This is a genomic window from Sphingomonas sp. BL-S-05 (assembly GCF_055521695.1).
The window spans coordinates 1,325,480-1,342,587 of record NZ_CM145499.1 but is presented as its reverse complement, the minus strand read 5'-3'; the positions used below and the strand labels follow the sequence as shown (position 1 = coordinate 1,342,587).

The window sequence follows — 17,108 nt, the reverse complement described above, 5'->3', positions numbered from 1 at the left end:
CTTCGACTTCGCTCAGCGCCTACTCGGCACGAACGGCCCTGTTTTCTTTACCGGCCTATCGCAAACTGGTCCCCAGCGTCGCGATCGTCGCGCGTTGCGTATTGGCCGCATCGGTCGCCTTCGCCAGCGCGGCATCGAGCGTGGGATAGGGCGGGGCACCGGCGGCGGCGCGGTCGATCGCCAAGCGTTCGAGATCGGCGAGCGGCGGGTCGATCGTGGTACGCGCGACGTCGAGCTCGGCCAGCGCCACCTGCGCATTGAGCCATGGCTCGCTGCCCTCGGCCTTACCAGCCGCAGCGCGGACCAGCGGGAGCGCACGCGCGACGGCCGCATCGAACGATCGCGTCGCCGCGGCGACCGCCCCGCTCGCGGCGGCGATCTTCCCATCCAACGGGGCGTCGGGTTTTGCGACCGGCACCGGCCGTACCGGTTCGGCAAGGCTGATCTGCTCGATCGGTCGCGGCAGCAGCGACGGATAGTCCCCGCGCGGCGCGGCGCAGGCCGACAACAGGGCGGCGAACAGGACGGGCGGGAGCAGGGTGGCTTTCATCTGTCCCCGATATGCGTCCAAAAAAAATCGCACAACAGGCTTGCCAGACCAAAATGCCACGTCTAACAGGCTGCCTCCACCGGGCACCCGTAGCTCAGCTGGATAGAGCATCAGACTACGAATCTGAGGGTCGGACGTTCGAATCGTTCCGGGTGCGCCATGGAAAACCCCGCCAGACCATCGGTCCGGCGGGGTTTTCTTTGTTGGTCGTACAGATTGGTCGGCAATATTGGACGCGTCCGTAGCGGGTCGCCACGAACATTTGGTTCAGGGGCTTGCCAGACCAAAAAGCCGCGTCTAACAGGCTGCCTCCACCGGGCACCCGTAGCTCAGCTGGATAGAGCATCAGACTACGAATCTGAGGGTCGGACGTTCGAATCGTTCCGGGTGCGCCATGGAAAACCCCGCCAGACCATCGGTCCGGCGGGGTTTTCTTTGTGTTCGGTACCGAACCGTCCGTTCGAAAACGGGAGCGCCACCGCGACGCTCCCGCACTCAACCACGCTATTTCGCCTGCCAGACATAGGGGCCGACGACGGTGCCGACAAAGCCGCCCGCAACCTTCGTGCTGAGGAAGCGGACGTCGACGTCGGTCTTTAGCTTCCGCTTCGCGCCGCCCGTGGCGAAGTCGAACGCCATCGTGCCGCGATCGGCGCGGATGGTCAGCGTGACCGGTGCGTTGTCCGCGACCGGGGTAGAGGCGACCAGCGCCTCGGCCCCCTTGTTCCGGGTGTAGAGCGCGACGACGCGCTTGCCGGCCAGCCGGGTGACGCCAAAGAACAGATAGTTTTCGTCATTCTGCATCGCCGCCAGTCCGGCACGGTCACCGTCGCGTTGCGGCGTGAAGGCGACGGTCGTACCCATCGTCGCGATATGGTGCTGCTGCCGCCGACCGACAAAGCCCGGTACCCCGTTCAGGTCGCCGATCGGCGCACCGCCCTCGATCAGCAACTCCCCACCGGCCACGCGATAGACCGGCGCCTTGGGCGTACGCACGCCGATCCACTGCATGGCGAGCGTGTTGCCGTCGAATTCGTCGACATAGCGGAAATCGCCACTGGTCGGCAGCTTCGGGGCGGGCTGGCGCGGCAGCTTCGGATGGGTGGCGACGAACGGTACGCGCTGTCCGGCGGGCAGGATCGTCGGCCAGCCATCCTTCCACGTCACCGGCAAGAGGAACGTCTCGCGCCCGATATTGTAATAATCGTCGCCGTACGGGCGCACCGCGAGGAAGGTCGCCCACCAGTCGCCATTCTGCGTCTGCACCAGCTTGGCATGGCCCGCTGCCGACACCGGATCGGTGCGGTCATTAGGCAAGTCGCGCTGGGTCAGGATCGGGTTGCCGCTCCACGGGGTGAACGGCCCGCGCAGGCTCTTGGAACGGAAGGCGACCTGCGAATGGTTGACGCTGGTGCCGCCCTCGGCAGCGGTCAGATAGTACCAGCCGTCCTTGCGGAAGATGTGCGGCCCCTCGATCCATACCGGCTTCTTGCTGATGTCGACGCCGCCATTGATGAGCTGGGTCGATTCCCCGACCATCTTGCCGGCGCGCCAGTCATATTCCTGGACCCAGATCGCACGATGGCCGTCATAGCGCGGCGGCTCGTTCGGGGCGCGGTTGTTGACGATATAGGCCCGGTCTCCCTCCCAATAGATGGACGGGTCGATACCTTCGAACGGCAGCCAGATCGGGTCCGACCACGGCCCCTTCGGATCCTTGGCGGTGATGACGAAATTGCCTTTGCATGCGACGCAGGTGTTGACGATGTAGAAGGTGCCGTCGTGATAGGAGATGTCGGGCGCGAACACCGCCTCCGACACGCGCCGCCCGGTGAAGTCGAGCTGTTCGGGCCGACTGATCGCGTTGGCGATCTGAGTCCAGCTGACCAGATCCTTCGAATGGAAGATCGGCAGCCCCGGATAATGGGCGAAAGACGACAGCACGAGATAATAGTCGTCGCCGACGCGGGTCACCGACGGATCGGGATAATAGCCCGACAGGATCGGGTTGCGATATTGGTCGGGGCCGGGCGTCGCACGTTCGACGCTGCGGCCCTCATAGGTGAAGCGGCTGAACCGCGCCGGTTCGGCCAGCGCAATGGTGCTGGCGGCGAGTGCCAGTCCGGTCATCAAAGTGCGGAGCATCGGTCGTTCCTGTCGGAGAGGGATGGGATCAGGCGTCGAGACGGTAGAGGGCGGCCCCGTGCGGCGGCAGGTCGGCCTCGACCCGGGTCGCGGCGGTCCCGAGATCGCGGCGTGCCCACAGGTCGCGGACGCGCACCGGGCCGTTCAGCTTTAGCCAGCGCAGATCGACGCCGGGTTTCGACGGCTTGTCGCCGGGATTGAACAGCGCAAGGTAGGTGCCGCCATTCGCCGCCCTTGCCGTCCAGGCGCGCATCCCGTCCTGCACATGCAGCGGGCGGTTGGCGGTGCTGTCTTGGTTGACGGCGATGACTTCCGGGTTGGTCAGCAGCGCGAGCGTCGCCGCGTCGAGATGGCGCAGGTCGCCGCCCATGATGAGCGGCGACCGCGCGATCGACCACAGGGTCATCAACGTGCGCTGTTCGGCCGGGGTGAATTTGGTGTCGCGCTTGCCGAGTGCCAGTCGGCCGAGCGGCAGCATGTCGGCATCGGGCCAGCCGCCGGGTCCGGCGAAGCGCTGCCAATTTTCCAGCCGGACGAATTGTGCGTCGAGCAACGGCCATTCGTCCCAGAAATCGTCGCTGATCCGCCACATCTGCGCATGCGCCCGCACATGGTCGCCACTGGCGACGGGTGTTTCGCCGGGGGAAAGGCTCAGCAGGATCGGGCGGCCCGCGCGTTTGATCGCCGCACTCGCCGCTTCGATCTCCGGTGCGTGCGAGTCATAAGGGCGGCTCATATCGTCCATCTTGACCAGATCGACGCCCCAATCGGCATATTGGGCGAACACGCTGTCATAATAGGCCTGCGCGCCCGGGCGGCGCATGTTGACACCGTACATGTCGCCGTTCCACGAACAGATACTCGACGTGTCGGCAATATCCTGTGCCCGATACTTCGTGTCGAGCACGGGAAGGTTGCGCCGCACCGCCTCGCGGGGAATACCGCGCATCAGATGGATGCCGAATTGCAGGCCCATCGCATGCACCTGATCGGCGATAGCGCGAAACCCACGGCCATTGGCGGCAGAGGGGAAGCGTTTCGGATCGGGCTGCAACCGGCCGTAACCGTCGAGCACCGGCACCGCATCGGCGCGATATGCATAGCCGGTGGCTCCGGGCTCATACCACTGAATGTCGATGGTGAAGATCGAATAGCCGGCGGGCAGCAGCTTGTCGCGCATGATCCGCGCGGTTTCCAGCGCCTGCGCCTCGGTGATCGTGGTGGCGAAGCTGTTCCAGCTGTTCCAGCCCATGGGCGGCGTCTGGGCGAGCTTCGCCTTGGTCCGGGGCGCCGCCCGCGCCGCGCCGGCGACGACCGGAAGCGCGCCCGCCACGCCGATCAATCCGCGCCGTGTAATGCCGTCCGTCGTCATGCCCCGTTCCCTTGCTTATCTGTCGTGTAGCGCGGCGTCGCCCCACACCACCGGATCGTTGAACCGCGCGTCGCGCTCGCCCTCGGCAACCAGTTCGATCAGCTTTACGCCGGTTATGTCGGCAGTGATCGGAGCGGCTGCCTCACCGAAGCGCAGCGGCTTCGACGCACCGAGCAGCTTGCCGTCGCCGTATACGCGGAAGGTCACCGGATAGCGGCGGTCGCGTGCGCTGTCGTCGACGCCGACCGTCGCGGTGAAGCGCCGCGCAGTCGTGTTGCGGACCTCGATCCGGGAATTGGCAAGGACCCCGATGGCGGTGTGGAAGCGGCGTCCGGCGACGCCCGCCGTCTCGCCATAGGGCGTGCTGTCGACCTGCGCGCCGCCCCATCCGCCATAGCGCGGCCGCTCGCCATCGCCCCGCGAACTGCGCCACGGCAGCATGCCGCGGCGGATCAGCGGCTCGACCTCGGGCACGACGACGCCGTCGACCGCCGGGTTCACCCGGCCGGGCATTTCGGAGAGATAACGGCCATCGGCCAGCCGCCGCTTGCCACGCGCGACGAAGGCCAGCGTCTCGTGCGCCGCCAGTTGCAGCTTGCGTTCGTCGCGGAAGCGCATGGTGGCGCCACTCCACAAGTCGGTAAGATCGATATCGGCATCGTCCAGCAGCTTCAGATGATCGGCGGTCAGCACCGCTTCGACCGGCTGGTTCAGCCGGTTGAGGATCGCCACCGCCTTGTCGCCACTGGCCAGCGTCTTGACGAAAATCTGCACGTCGTCGCTGTCATGCGCCAGCACCGCCTGGTTCCCCGCCGCATCCTGATTGAGCGCGATGATCCGTTCGTTGCCGAGGATCGCGAGCAGTTCGGGCGTCGCCTTGCGCAGGTCGTAGCCGATCAGCAACGGCGCGTTGACCATCGCCCACAAGGTGAAGTGCGAGCGCGCTTCGGTCAGGTGACTGGCGTCGAATTCGCCGGTGCCGACGAACAGCATGTCGGGATCGTTCCACGACCCCGGATGGGCATAGAGCGGACGCCGCGCGGTGCTGTCGAGATTATGGAGCATCCGGCTCCAACTCGCTGAAATATCTTCGCTGGTCCGCGAGGTGCCCCCAAGATTGCGACCCCATGACCGGATATCGGCCGCACCCCACAGGCACAGCGACAGGATGTAATCGCCATCGGGATTGTACCGCCGCAGCGCGCTCGCGACGTCCTCGTACAGCTTGCGGGTGGCGGGAATATCGGTGCGGCCGAGCGAGTCGACATCGACCAGTGGCGGAAACACCCGGTGCCGCCCGGCGCGCACCGCCGGACTGTCGGGACCAAGCCCACGAATGCCGCAGCCATCGACCTTGATATAGTCGAAGCCCCATTCGGCGAAATAGGTTCGGATGTCGCCATCGACATGACCGAAAAGTCCGATTTCGCGTTCCAATACCGACCCTTGCGGCTGGTTCGGCATGTTCGACGTGAACACCTGACCACAGGAGTTGCGGCCGATATCCGAATAGATGCCGGCCTTCAGCCCCATGGCATGCAGCCGATCGGTCAGCGGGCGGAAACTGGTATTGCCGTCGGCCGTGCGCGCCGACGGGAAATTATCGGTGCGGATCAGCACCCGCCCGTCGGACTGACGCCGTTGCAGCCACCAGCCGTCATCAATGTTGACGTAGCGATAGCCCTTCCTGGCAAGCCCGGTGTCGATGATGATCCGCGCCGATGCCAGCAGCTTCTCCTCATCGATATCGGTTTGGAAGGCGTTCCAACTGTTCCAGCCCATCGGCGGCAATTGCGCGCGCCCTTCGACGTTCGCGCTCCACCGGCCAGTCGGGCGAAGGTCCTGTGCGGCGGCGGCCAGTGGCAGCAGCGCGGCGATACCGGCGAGCAGCCAGTGTTTCATTTCGCCGCCTTCAGCATGAAACTGTCGACATTTAAAAAGCCGGCGCCGGGCGACGGATTATAGCAGAAGATCGCCATCTGCTCGCCCTGGAAGGTGCCGGTCCGCCATGCGAACGCCAGCGGGAAGTCGCCGCCGATCGGCTGCCAGCGTTTGCCGTCAACGCTATAGGACAGGCTGCCCCGGTCGGCCTTGAAGTCGAGGTCCATCGCCATCCACAGATTGCGTCCGGCGACCGGCTGGGCCGCAACGCGCTGGTCGACTTTCGGGCCGGTCTCGGTGCTCTCGATCAGGTCCATCGCCAGCGACGCCGCGCCCCCGGCATTGCGGGTCACCGCCAGCGTCGCGCTATACTGGCCGAAGGTGCCGAAGCCGCAGCGGTCGCCGCTGCGGATATTGGCGATGTCGAGCTTCACCTCCGCCCGGCTGCGTGGCCCCTGCGCCTTCTGGACCAGTGTATTGCGGGCGGTCCAGAAGCCGTCGGCCCGTGTCGGGCGCAGGCGCAGGAAACCGGGGCGCTGCGTCAACGACCAGCGATCGTCGATCGGGTTGTGGTTCCATTGCCATTGCAGGCCGAGCTTCGATCCCGAAAAGGCGTCGGAGGTGGCAGGCTCGGCAAAAGGGAACCCCTCGATCGGTTTGGCCGCGCGTTCGGGCACGCGGTCGGGCGCATCGGGCGTCCCCCAGACCGGCCAGTCGTCACGCCAGAAAACGGGGCTTAGATTCGTCATCCGGCCGATCGAGCCGGAATCGATCATCACGAATCCGACCCAGTTGCCGTCGGGCGTATCGACCAGCGCTCCCTGATGCCCGCCGCTCTTGTCGTCGATCTGCGGCCGGGTTTCCCATGGTCCGTACAGGTTCTTCGCTCGCGATACCGTCAGGCCAAGGCGACGCGGGATCGCATTGAACATATAATAATAGTCGCCGCGGCGGATGATCTTCGATCCTTCCGCCCCTGCATTGTAATGGATCTTGCGATCGTCGACGACCTTGCGGAAATCGCGATCGAGCTTCAGCAGGCGGGTCGTGCCGTCGGATCCGATCGATGTAGCGATATAGCCGGTGCCGTCGGGTTCGATGAACAGACCGGGATCGAACGCCGCCCGGTCGAGCTCGTTCATCGTCCACACACCGCGCGGGTCGCGGGTGCGATAGATACGCGTATTTTGTCCGACCGGAGTGACGACGATGTAGAAGGTCCCGGCGTGGTGGCGCAGGCTGGCTGCGAACAGGCCGCGACGATAGGCGTCCTTGCCCCCGGTCAGATTATATTCCGGCCGATCGTCCAGCCGGGGCACGACATGGCTGATGATCTGCCAGTTGAGCAGATCCTTCGAATGGAGCAGCGTCAGGCCGGGCGCATTGGCGAACGTCGTGGTGACGAAATAATAATCGCTGCCGACGCGGATGATGTCGGGATCGGGATAATCGGCATAGAGGATCGGGTTGCGATAGCTGCCATCGCCCTGATCGGCGCGCCACACCTGTGCAGGCGCGCTACCGGCCAATGCGGCTATGGCGACGAACAACCCTGTCCGGATCGATTTGGTAGCCAAAATCGCTCTCCCATTTCGGCGACTTGCGGCCGTTTATTGTCTGGGTATTCGTCCCGGATCGATCGGTCAACGCTGTTCGTGGTAGCGGTAACGTGTTGACCGATTGGCCGCGGCGCGATGCGCATCACGGCAATTCCTGGCCGATTTGACGCCAGGGGTCCGGGTCCGTAGCATCGCGGCGAACAATCGATCCGATATCGAACTGCGGCCCATTACTTGTACATTGCGCTGGCGGCCGCCGCGTCGACGCTGATGGCGAGGGAAGCAGGGTGAGCACGAAACAGGGGCACGAGATCGACATGGCCGAAATCGACGAAGACGTCGCCGACGCGCTGTCGGACGAACCCGCCGCCCCGGCGCGTAAGGGGTCCGGCCGCCGGCTGCGGGGGGCGGTCGCCCATTATCTCGGCACCGCCATCGTGTCGGGCCGGATCGCACCGGGCGAGTTGCTGACCGGCGAAGTCGCCAATGCCGAGGCGCTCGACGTGTCGCGCAGCGCCTATCGCGAGGCGGTGCAGGTGCTGACCGCCAAGGGACTGGTCGAGAGTCGGCCAAAGATCGGGACGCGGGTGCTGCCCCGGCGGCGCTGGAACTTCCTCGACCCGATGGTCCTCGCCTGGGCGTTCGAAGGGGAACCGAACATCGCGTTCATCCGCGGCCTGTTCGAGTTGCGCGCGGTCGTCGAGCCGGCGGTGGCGCGGCTGGCGGCGGAGCGGCGCGACAAGGACGATATCAAGGCGTTGCGCGCCGCGCTGGGCGGGATGCGCCGCCACACGCTGGCGACCGAGGCGGGGCGCGCCGCCGACCGTGATTTCCACGACGCGCTGATCTATGCCACGCATAACGAGACGTTCGTCGCGCTGAGCGCCAGCATCGGCGCGGCAGTCAACTGGACGACACAGTTCAAGCAGCGTCAGCGTGCGCTGCCCCGCGATCCGGTGCCCGATCATACCCGCGTATTCGAAGCCGTGGTCGCGGGCGATGCGAAGGCGGCAGAGGAGGCGATGACCTCGCTCGTGTCGCTGGCGCTGGAGGATACGCGCACGGCGATGTGAAGGCCCGATGGTGCGAACGCGATGGTAGCGCCGCCCGCGCGGCTGTTGCATGGTAGCGCTCACAATAATCGGGGAGAGGTTATGCGTTCGATTCGGGCCTTGGCAGGCTGTGCGCTGTCGGCATCGCTGCTATGGGGCTTGGCGGCCCATGCACAATCGGCGGCGCCGGTGCTTGCCAATATCTTCGCCGACCATGCGGTGCTGCAACGCGACCGTCCGATCGCGATCTGGGGCAGCGGCGCGCCCGGCACCCCGGTCACCGTGAAACTCAGCGATCGCAGCGTCACCGCGCAGACGGGCAGCGACGGCAAGTGGCGCGCGACGCTGCCGGCGATGCCGGCGGGTGGCCCTTATGTGCTTGAGGTCAGCAGCGGGGCGACAGCGGCCCAGCGCCTGTCCGACATCATGGTCGGCGACGTGTTCCTGTGCGGTGGACAGTCGAACATGGAGTTTCAGGTCAAGCACGCCACCGGACTGGAAGTGATCCCGTCGGCGAACGACGCGTCGCTGCGCTTCACGACCATCGCCGACAGCAGCAAGACCGCGCCCGCCGCCGACCTCGCCAAGCGGGTCGACTGGCGTAGCGTCACGCCGGAGACGGTCGGCGACGCGTCGGCGGTCTGCTACTTCATGGCGCGCTCGCTGCGCGGGACGGAGAAAGTGCCGATGGGCATCATCGCCTCCGAATGGGGCGGGACGCGCATCGAAAGCTGGATCAGCGCGCCTGCGCTGGCGACGCAGCCGGGCTTTGCCGACGGGCTGAACGCGGTCGCGTTGTACGATCGCGATCCGGCGGCGGCAACGGCAGCGGACGGCGTGCGCCGGGAAAAGGCATGGGAAGCGATCGACCCGGCGGCCAAGGCCGAACGCGCGTTCCGCAACGAAAAGTACGACGATCGCAAATGGGCAGCGGTACCCGATCAGTATGAGCAATTGCCCGCCGCCGATCGCGACCGGCTCGGCGGCGTCGTCTGGCTGCGCACGACGGTCGACCTGACCCCTGCTCAGGTCGCGGCGGCGCAGACACTGCGGCTGGGACCGATCGGGCGCTATGACGAAACCTATGTCAACGGTCGCTTCGTCGGCGGCGGCAGCGTCGATTGGGCATGGCGCAATTACGGCATCCCGGCCGGTATGCTGCGCGCCGGGCGCAACGTCATCGCGATCCGCACGGTCGGCCCCAAACAGGACGGGCGCTTCACCGATATGGGCATCCGCACGATCGGCCTGGCCGATGGCAGCGCTGTGCCGCTCTCGGGGCCATGGCGCTACCGGATCGGATCGGCGCTGAAGGATGTGTCGGTCGGCCCGGCGCCGTGGGACGTACCCAACAGCCTGACCACGCTCTACAACGGCATGATCGCCCCGATCGCACCCTACGGCTTGAAGCTGGCAGCATGGTATCAGGGCGAATCGAATACCGGGCAGGCGGCGGCCTATCGCGGGTTGATGTCGACGCTGATGGCCGATTGGCGGCGCGCCTTCGCCGCGCCCGATCTGCCGTTCTTTGTCGTGCAACTGACCAGCTATGGCAAGCCCGCCACCGCGCCGCGGGACTCCGGCTGGGCGGCCGTGCGCCAGTCGCAGGCACAGGCGGTCGCGGCCGATGCGCATGCCGGCCTTGCCGTCACGATCGACGTCGGCGACCGGTTCGATATCCACCCGGCGCAGAAGACGGTCGTCGGTGAGCGGCTGGCACAGCTGGCACGGGTCGTCGCTTATGGTCAGCCCGGCCTGCGCAGCGGTCCCGAAGCCGCCGAAGCGGTGCGACAGGGGGCCGATATCGTCGTCCGCTTCCGCAACGTGACCGGCGGCCTGCAACGCTATGGCGGGGCAGGGGCGATCGGCTTCGAACGCTGCGCCGGCACCGTTTGCAGCTTCGTCGACGGCCGGGTCGAGGGCGATACGGTCGTCCTGCCCGGCGCCAACCGGCCGGCGGTGACGGCGGTGCGCTATGCCTGGGCCGATGCGCCGTTCGTCAACCTGTTCGACGGCGCCGACCTGCCGGCGGCACCGTTCGAACTGCCGCTACGCTGATCGCGGTCGGGCGGCGGGAGTGCACCCCGCCGCCCGGTCGATCAACCGACGACGAAGCTGGTCGTCGCGATATGGTGCAGCTTGTCGACCGGCCCGCCCGCGACGCGCAGCTTGCCCGTCTCGGCCTGCGCCGTGGTCAGCAGGTAGCGTCCCTTCGCCGCGACGGGCACGGTCACTGCGCCCTGCGCGTCGGCGGTAAGCTCGACGCTCTTGCGATCGGGATCAATGACCGTGATCTTGGCGGCGGGCACCGGCTTGCCACGCTGTAGCAACGCGAAGCGATTGCCGCCGGCCGTCAGTGGCGCGATCTCATAGGGCATGGCGGTCGCGGTATCGGCACGGCCGGCGCGCGCATAATAGATGACGCCTTCCTTGGCCCCGGCGTCGCCCCATGGTGCGAACACGGAATCGTCGGTCACGCGGACGTCGCCCACCGGCACTGCGGCTTCGAGATAGCCTGCCTTGCGCTGTAGCGGCGCACCGGCGTGCCCGACGATGCGCGGCGCGACCAGCCGCTTGAATTCGGGATCGCCGCCGGGCGGCAGCGCCTCGGCCGGTTCGCCCAGATAGATACGCGCCGGGCCGGTCCCGTCGCGCTCGACCCAGATTTCATGGGCATCGGCTGCCGCTGGCATTGCCAGCGCGAGAATGAGGGCAAGCGTTCGCATCGATCTCTCCTGTTCCGGCGGCGTCCGCCGCGCCATAGGGCCTCGATAGTTATAATGAGAGTAGGTCGCAATAGCGTTGCAATGTCCATTTTGTGCCGTTAGTGCGAGCCATATTGAAAGTGACTCGCAAAGGGGGAATGATGAAGCGTCTGGTACGCACGACGACGCTGGCGGGGTTGCTTGCGATGGTGGCAGCAGTTCCGGCACTGGCCGAACCGGTCGTTCCGGCGGACGAGGAAGCGGACGCGCAACGTGGCGAAGAGATCATCGTCGTCGGCAAAAGCTATGGGCAGGCGGTCGGCAAGACCGTCACCCCGCTGAAGGACGTGCCCAACACCATCACCGTAATCGACCAGGTGCAGTTGCAGCAGCGCAACCTCTTCACCCTCGAAGACGCATTGACCGTCACCAACGGCGTGACGGTGACCGGAATCAGCAGCGAGGATCCGTCCTATCTGTCGCGCGGCTTCACCATCAACAACTATCTGGTCGACGGCGTCCCCACCTTCGCCTTCGGCTTCCCGGCCGTCGTGCCCGACCTGTTCCTGTACGACCGGGTCGAGGTGCTGCGCGGGCCGGCCGGATTGTTCAGCGGTGCCGGCAACCCGGCGGGCAGCATCAATCTGGTGCGCAAGCGGCCGCTCGACAGCTTCGCCGTCAGCGCCCTGGCCGGCTATGGCAGTTTCCGGAATGTCCGGGGCGAGGTCGACGTGTCGACACCGCTCGACGATCGCTCCGGCTTGCGGCTCGGCGCGATGGCGCAGGATCAGGATCAGTTTTTCGACATCGCCCATCGCTATCGCTTCGCCGCGTTCGGCGTGGCCGATACCGAGATCGGTGATCGCACGACCCTGACCGTCGGCGGCAATTACGACCTGTTCAAGCCCGCGATCCAGTCGGGCCTGCCCGGAGTGGTCGGCGGTGCCGATGGCAGCGACGGGCGGCTGTTGAACGTCGATCGCTCGACCTATCTCGGCGCCGACTGGAACCGGTTCCGCTCGGAAAGCTGGTCGGGCTTTGTCGAGCTGGCGCACCGCGTCAGCGATCGCTGGACACTACGCGCGACGGGCCTGCTGGCGAACGTCGATCGCATCGACATCTACAGCTATATCGGCAACCAGCCGGTGACCCCCGCCAATGGCGGCACCACCAATCACATCGCCTATCGCGGCGACAGCGCGATGCAGACCCGGTCGTTCGATTTCAACGGCGTGGGAAGCTTCCCAGCCTTTGGCCGCGACCAGACGCTGATCGTCGGCGCCGATTATCAGGCAAGCTCGGCGACAGCGGACTTCACCCGCCTGTCCAACTATGCGCGGATCAACGTGTTCGATCCCGTCTCGCCCGCCGAACCGCCGCTCGATCCCTATGGCCCGCTGCCGGCATTTCAGGGACCAAATGGTCCGGTCACGCAAGTCTATGGCGGCTCGCGGACCGAGATCGAGCAATATGGTCTCTATGGCCAGATGCGGCTCAGTCCGCTCGCCGGGCTGACGCTGGTCGGAGGCGGACGCATGACGTGGTGGGACACGACCATCACCACCACCCGCGTCGCGACCGGGACGATCCCGCTGCCCGGTCGCTACGGCTTTGACGAACGCTTCACGCCCTATGCCGGCATCCTGTGGGACGTGACCGGCGATCTGAACCTCTATGCCAGCTATGCCGACAGCTTCACGCCGCAGGCCCCACCGGCCGGCCGCAGCCTGCCCGGCGGTGGCGCGGTCGAACCGTTGATCGGCGAACAATATGAGGTCGGCAGCAAGCTGTCGCTCATGGACAAGCGGTTGCTGCTCTCGGCGGCGCTCTATCAGATCACCCAGACCAACCGCCTGTTCAACGATCCCAACGAACCGACCCTCGCATATCAGACCGGCAAGGTCCGCGCGCGCGGGATCGAGGCGGAGGCGAGCGGCGAGATATTGCCCGGCTGGCGCATCAATGGCGGCTATACCTTTACCCGTACGAAATATCTGGAAGACGCCAATCCAGTGCTGGAGGGATTGAGCCTGTTGCCGGTAATACCGGAACACATGGTCAAGCTGTTCACCAATTACGAAAGCGGCGACGGCCCGCTGGCCGGCGCGAGTGTCGGCGCGGGAGTGACGTGGTTCGACGGTACGTGGAGCGGCAACCCACCGGCCTACAACGCCAACGGCACGCTGCGCACGCCGTCGACGATCGTGCGGCAGGGCAGCTATGCGGTCGCCGATCTGCGCGGCGGATACCGGATCACCGACAATCTGTCGCTGGCGCTGAACGTCAACAACCTGTTCGACCGAACCTATTATGCGCGCATCTCCTCGACCGGGCGCGGCAATTATTATGGAGCCCCGCGCACCGTGTTCGCCAGCGTGCGGGTGAATTTTCCGTGATCGCACAGGCCCGGCATATCCTGTGGCGGCGGCTGGCCGACAATGTGCTGCGGCTGATCGCGGCGATGCCGGTCGGCTATGCGGTCGCCAGTCTGTGGGCGATGGCGCTGGCGCGGATCCTGCCGGGCGATCCGGTGCAGACGACGATGGCGGCGGCGCTGATCGCGCTGCTGCTCTGCGCCCTCGCCGCGATGTGGGCCTATGCCGCACGTAGCGGCTGGCGGGCGCTATGGACCTTGGTCGTGGCGGGCGGGGTGGCCGGTGCGATCACCTGGGGATCGGTCGCCCTATGGGGGCGGATATGAGCAAGGGATTTCGCCAGTCGCAATCGACGCTGCACACCTGGTCGGGGTTGTTGCTCGGCTGGCTGTTGTTCGCGATGTTCGTCGCCGGTACCTCGGCCTATTGGCGCGAGGCGCTGAACCGCTGGGCGCGGCCCGAACTGGCGCCGGTCGCCAGTCGCGAGCGCGTGGTCGACGGCGCCGTCGCCTTTCTGGAGCAGCGCGCGCCCGATGCGCAAAGCTGGTTCATCACCGTACCCGGCGCCGAGAGTGCGGGCGGCGACGTCTTCTGGGTACCGCAGGCCAAGCCCGGCGAGGAACGTCGCCGCAGGCGCCACGATACCCGCGCCTTTATCGGTAGCGACGGGCAGGAGGGGACTGCGCGCGAAACCCGCGGCGGGGACTTCTTCTATCGCTTCCACTTCGACCTGCATTATATGCCCGTGTTCTGGGCGCGTTGGCTGGTCAGCATCGCCGCGATGTTCATGCTGGTCGCGATCTTCACCGGCATCGTCACTCACAAGAAGATTTTTCGCGACTTCTTCACGCTGCGCCGGGGCAAGGGACAAAGGTCGTGGCTCGACGGGCATAATGCCACGGCCGTGCTGGCGCTGCCGTTCCACCTGATGATTACCTATACCGGGCTGGTCACGCTGATCGCGATGCTGATGCCTTGGGCGATCGTCGCCAATTACGAGGATCCGGCAAAGCTTTACGCTGCGGTCTTTCCCGAGGCGCCGGCGGTCGAGCGGACCGAACGCCCGGCACCACTGACCCCGCTCGGCCCGGTGCTGCACGATGCCGAACGGCGGCTGGGCGGACAGATCGGCTATATCACCGTCTTCAACCCCGGTGACGCCGCCGCGCGGATTACCCTTACCCAATCGGGCACGTCGATGCTGTCGGCGCGAGCACCGGCAGTGGCCTATGACGGCGTGACCGGGCGGCTGCTGTGGCGCGCCCCGCCGCCCGGTGGCGCGGTCGAGACGCAGGGGGTGATGGTCGGGCTGCATGCCGGGCGGTTCGGCGATTATCCGATGCGGTGGCTGTATTTCCTGTGCGGCATCGCCGGCTCGCTGATGGTGGCCAGCGGACTGGTGCTGTGGACGGTCAAGCGGCGCGAGCGGCTGCCCGATCCGGCCCGCCCGCATGTCGGGTTTCGCGTCGTCGAGCGACTGAATGTCGGCTTCATCGCCGGCTTTCCGATCGCGATGACGCTGTATCTCTGGGCCAACCGGTTGCTGCCGGTCGACATGGCGGCACGCGCCGATGGCGAGATCAACGCGATGTTCGCCGGCTGGGGCGTGCTGTTCCTGTATGCCCTGCTGCGCAGACCGGCGCGAGCGTGGGTAGAGTTGCTGGCGGTGCAAGCGGCGCTGCTGATCGCGCTGCCAATCTATAATCTCATCGCGCTGCCGACCGGATTGGCAACGACGATCGCGCGCGGCGACTGGGTGCTGGCCGGGGCCGACCTGACCTTCCTCGCGCTCGGCACCGGCTTCGGCTTCGCGGCATGGCGGGTACATCGCTTCCGTCCGAAGGCGCGGCGGCGCACCGCTCGCGCTGCTTCGGCAGTCGACACTGCAAACTGGGCACCGGCCGAATGACTCTGCTCGCACTCTTATTGGCGCTTACAGCCTTTGCGCTGCTCGCCCTCGCCAGCGACCGCCATCGTAACCGGTGGCAAGGGATCGACCCTCGCTGGCGTCGCCGCGGTGGCTGGACGCTGGTCGTCGCGACCTTCGTCGCGGCCTTCGCCGCATGGGGACCGGTCTATGGCGCGATCGGCGGGACCGGGTTGCTGATGCTGGGGGCGGGCGCGAGTTTCCTCGCGCTCAACCTCACCCGGCCGTAAGCGCGCTCGCCCACGGTTCGAACGCATCGCGCGCGCGCGACGTGTACATCTTCTTGCGATCGGCCTTCTTCGTCCGGCCGGGGATCGGCGGCATCAGCCCGAAATTGACGTTCATCGGTTGATAGGTCTCGGCCACCGCCGCACCGGTGATGTGATGGAGCAGCGCGCCCATTGCCGTCTCGACCGGCGGTGGCGCGACATTGCGTCCCGCCAGTTCGGCTGCGGCGAAACGTCCCGCCAGCAGCCCGACCGCCGCGCTTTCGACATAGCCTTCGCACCCGGTCATCTGCCCGGCAAAGCGCAGGTGCGGCCGCGCCTTCAGCCGCAGCGTCGGGTCGAGCAGTTCGGGCGAGCGGATGAAGGTATTGCGATGCAGCCCGCCCAGCCGCGCGAACTCGGCATTCTCGAGGCCGGGGATGGTGCGGAACAGCCGGACCTGTTCGCCATGCTTCAGCTTGGTCTGGAACCCGACGATATTCCACAGCGTGCCGCTGGCATTGTCCTGCCGAAGTTGAACAACCGCATGCGGCCAACGCCCGGTACGCGGATCATCCAACCCGACCGGCTTCATCGGCCCGAAGCGCAACGTGTCCAGCCCGCGTTCGGCCATCACCTCGATCGGCATGCAGCCTTCGAAATAGGGGACGTTTTCCCATTCGCGGAACTCGGCTTTTTCCGCCGACATCAGCCCGGCATGGAAAGCCTCATATTGTTCGCGGTTCATCGCGCAGTTGATGTAATCCTTGCCGTCGCCCTTGTTCCACCGGCTCTGGAACCAGGCCTGCTCCATGTCGATCGAGTCGCGATGGACGATCGGTGCGATCGCGTCGAAAAAGGCGAGGGCCTCCGCGCCGGTCGCGCTGCCGATATCGCCCGCCAGACCGGGGGCGGTCAGCGGGCCGGTGGCAACGATCGTCAACCCTTGCTCGGGCAGGGTGTCGATCCGTTCGCGGACGATGGTGATGTTGGGATGCGACGCCAGCGCGGCAGTGACGGCGGCGGAAAAACCGTCGCGATCGACCGCCAGCGCCGATCCCGCCGGTACCTTGTGTTCATCACCCTTGGCCATGATGAGCGACCCGAGCGCACGCATCTCGGCATGCAGCAGGCCGACCGCATTCGATTCGGCGTCGTCCGACCGGAAGCTGTTCGAACAGACCAGTTCGGCCAGATCGTCGCCCTGATGCGCGGGCGTGCTGTCGCCGCCGCCACGCATTTCCGACAGGCGAACCTTCGCCCCGGCCTGTGCCAGTTGCCACGCGGCCTCGGACCCGGCGAGCCCGCCGCCGATGATATGAACGTCATACTGCAT

Annotated in this window: 13 protein-coding genes and 2 tRNA genes; 8 read left to right on the top strand and 7 right to left on the bottom strand. The window is 66.3% G+C overall.

Going from position 1 to position 17,108, the window contains the following annotated elements; translation table 11 throughout:
* Window positions 1-55: 55 nt before the first annotated feature.
* Window positions 56-550 carry a hypothetical protein gene (locus ACZ1JS_RS06075; RefSeq protein WP_465168161.1) on the bottom strand — a complete coding sequence of 165 codons (495 nt, stop codon included), beginning with the start codon at window positions 548-550 and terminating at the stop codon, window positions 56-58.
* An 83-nt stretch (window positions 551-633) separates the two neighbouring features.
* Between ACZ1JS_RS06075 and ACZ1JS_RS06070 the strand changes: the two genes are divergently transcribed.
* Both ACZ1JS_RS06070 and ACZ1JS_RS06065 read left to right on the top strand, forming a co-directional pair.
* Window positions 634-710, top strand: a tRNA-Arg gene (locus ACZ1JS_RS06070).
* A 158-nt stretch (window positions 711-868) separates the two neighbouring features.
* Window positions 869-945, top strand: a tRNA-Arg gene (locus ACZ1JS_RS06065).
* Window positions 946-1,054: 109 nt separating this feature from the next.
* Here the strand turns inward: ACZ1JS_RS06065 and ACZ1JS_RS06060 are convergent.
* The 4 genes from ACZ1JS_RS06060 to ACZ1JS_RS06045 are packed head-to-tail and all read right to left on the bottom strand — an operon-like array spanning window position 1,055 to window position 7,525.
* Complete coding sequence (locus ACZ1JS_RS06060; RefSeq protein ID WP_465168160.1) at window positions 1,055-2,695, bottom strand: glycoside hydrolase family 43 protein; 1,641 nt, start codon at window positions 2,693-2,695, stop codon at window positions 1,055-1,057.
* Between the two features lie 28 nt (window positions 2,696-2,723).
* Window positions 2,724-4,067 (bottom strand): glycoside hydrolase family 27 protein, encoded by a 1,344-nt coding sequence (locus ACZ1JS_RS06055; protein WP_465168159.1) that lies wholly within the window; start codon window positions 4,065-4,067, stop codon window positions 2,724-2,726.
* A gap of 15 nt (window positions 4,068-4,082) precedes the next feature.
* Window positions 4,083-5,969: an NPCBM/NEW2 domain-containing protein gene (locus tag ACZ1JS_RS06050; protein WP_465168158.1), complete on the bottom strand. Its 1,887-nt coding sequence runs from the start codon at window positions 5,967-5,969 to the stop codon at window positions 4,083-4,085.
* Window positions 5,966-7,525, bottom strand: coding sequence for a glycoside hydrolase family 43 protein (locus ACZ1JS_RS06045; protein WP_465168157.1), 1,560 nt, complete (start codon window positions 7,523-7,525; stop codon window positions 5,966-5,968). The genes ACZ1JS_RS06050 and ACZ1JS_RS06045 overlap by 4 nt, the downstream gene beginning before the upstream one ends.
* A 299-nt stretch (window positions 7,526-7,824) precedes the next feature.
* On the opposite strand from ACZ1JS_RS06045, the gene ACZ1JS_RS06040 reads away from it, so the two are divergent.
* Both ACZ1JS_RS06040 and ACZ1JS_RS06035 read left to right on the top strand, forming a co-directional pair.
* Window positions 7,825-8,580: a FadR/GntR family transcriptional regulator gene (locus ACZ1JS_RS06040; protein ID WP_242115910.1), complete on the top strand. Its 756-nt coding sequence runs from the start codon at window positions 7,825-7,827 to the stop codon at window positions 8,578-8,580.
* An 81-nt stretch (window positions 8,581-8,661) separates the two neighbouring features.
* Window positions 8,662-10,617 (top strand): sialate O-acetylesterase, encoded by a 1,956-nt coding sequence (locus tag ACZ1JS_RS06035; RefSeq protein WP_465168156.1) that lies wholly within the window; start codon window positions 8,662-8,664, stop codon window positions 10,615-10,617.
* A 41-nt stretch (window positions 10,618-10,658) separates the two neighbouring features.
* Here the strand turns inward: ACZ1JS_RS06035 and ACZ1JS_RS06030 are convergent, their stop codons facing one another.
* Window positions 10,659-11,285 (bottom strand): DUF4198 domain-containing protein, encoded by a 627-nt coding sequence (locus ACZ1JS_RS06030; RefSeq protein ID WP_465168155.1) that lies wholly within the window; start codon window positions 11,283-11,285, stop codon window positions 10,659-10,661.
* Window positions 11,286-11,425: 140 nt separating this feature from the next.
* On the opposite strand from ACZ1JS_RS06030, the gene ACZ1JS_RS06025 reads away from it, so the two are divergent.
* Genes ACZ1JS_RS06025 through ACZ1JS_RS06010 form a run of 4 tightly spaced genes read left to right on the top strand, consistent with a single transcriptional unit; the run spans window position 11,426 to window position 15,796 of the window.
* On the top strand, window positions 11,426-13,660 hold the full coding sequence (locus ACZ1JS_RS06025; RefSeq protein WP_465168154.1) for a TonB-dependent siderophore receptor: 2,235 nt from the start codon (window positions 11,426-11,428) through the stop codon (window positions 13,658-13,660).
* Window positions 13,657-13,965 (top strand): hypothetical protein, encoded by a 309-nt coding sequence (locus tag ACZ1JS_RS06020; RefSeq protein ID WP_465168153.1) that lies wholly within the window; start codon window positions 13,657-13,659, stop codon window positions 13,963-13,965. The genes ACZ1JS_RS06025 and ACZ1JS_RS06020 overlap by 4 nt, the downstream gene beginning before the upstream one ends.
* Window positions 13,962-15,548 (top strand): PepSY-associated TM helix domain-containing protein, encoded by a 1,587-nt coding sequence (locus tag ACZ1JS_RS06015; RefSeq protein WP_465168152.1) that lies wholly within the window; start codon window positions 13,962-13,964, stop codon window positions 15,546-15,548. The genes ACZ1JS_RS06020 and ACZ1JS_RS06015 overlap by 4 nt, the downstream gene beginning before the upstream one ends.
* Window positions 15,545-15,796 carry a DUF3325 family protein gene (locus ACZ1JS_RS06010; RefSeq protein ID WP_465168151.1) on the top strand — a complete coding sequence of 84 codons (252 nt, stop codon included), beginning with the start codon at window positions 15,545-15,547 and terminating at the stop codon, window positions 15,794-15,796. The genes ACZ1JS_RS06015 and ACZ1JS_RS06010 overlap by 4 nt, the downstream gene beginning before the upstream one ends.
* Here the strand turns inward: ACZ1JS_RS06010 and trmFO are convergent.
* Window positions 15,783-17,108, bottom strand: a complete 1,326-nt coding sequence (trmFO, locus tag ACZ1JS_RS06005) for a methylenetetrahydrofolate--tRNA-(uracil(54)-C(5))-methyltransferase (FADH(2)-oxidizing) TrmFO (RefSeq protein ID WP_465168150.1) — start codon at window positions 17,106-17,108, stop codon at window positions 15,783-15,785. The genes ACZ1JS_RS06010 and trmFO overlap by 14 nt on opposite strands.

Coding starts and splice junctions, on each gene's coding strand:
- ACZ1JS_RS06075 (WP_465168161.1), bottom strand. CDS start 550: ATGAAAGCCACCCTGCTCCCGCCCGTCCTGTTCGCCGCCCTGTTGTCG.
- ACZ1JS_RS06060 (WP_465168160.1), bottom strand. CDS start 2,695: ATGCTCCGCACTTTGATGACCGGACTGGCACTCGCCGCCAGCACCATT.
- ACZ1JS_RS06055 (WP_465168159.1), bottom strand. CDS start 4,067: ATGACGACGGACGGCATTACACGGCGCGGATTGATCGGCGTGGCGGGC.
- ACZ1JS_RS06050 (WP_465168158.1), bottom strand. CDS start 5,969: ATGAAACACTGGCTGCTCGCCGGTATCGCCGCGCTGCTGCCACTGGCC.
- ACZ1JS_RS06040 (WP_242115910.1), top strand. CDS start 7,825: ATGGCCGAAATCGACGAAGACGTCGCCGACGCGCTGTCGGACGAACCC.
- ACZ1JS_RS06035 (WP_465168156.1), top strand. CDS start 8,662: ATGCGTTCGATTCGGGCCTTGGCAGGCTGTGCGCTGTCGGCATCGCTG.
- ACZ1JS_RS06030 (WP_465168155.1), bottom strand. CDS start 11,285: ATGCGAACGCTTGCCCTCATTCTCGCGCTGGCAATGCCAGCGGCAGCC.
- ACZ1JS_RS06025 (WP_465168154.1), top strand. CDS start 11,426: ATGAAGCGTCTGGTACGCACGACGACGCTGGCGGGGTTGCTTGCGATG.
- ACZ1JS_RS06015 (WP_465168152.1), top strand. CDS start 13,962: ATGAGCAAGGGATTTCGCCAGTCGCAATCGACGCTGCACACCTGGTCG.
- ACZ1JS_RS06010 (WP_465168151.1), top strand. CDS start 15,545: ATGACTCTGCTCGCACTCTTATTGGCGCTTACAGCCTTTGCGCTGCTC.
- trmFO (WP_465168150.1), bottom strand. CDS start 17,108: ATGCAGTATGACGTTCATATCATCGGCGGCGGGCTCGCCGGGTCCGAG.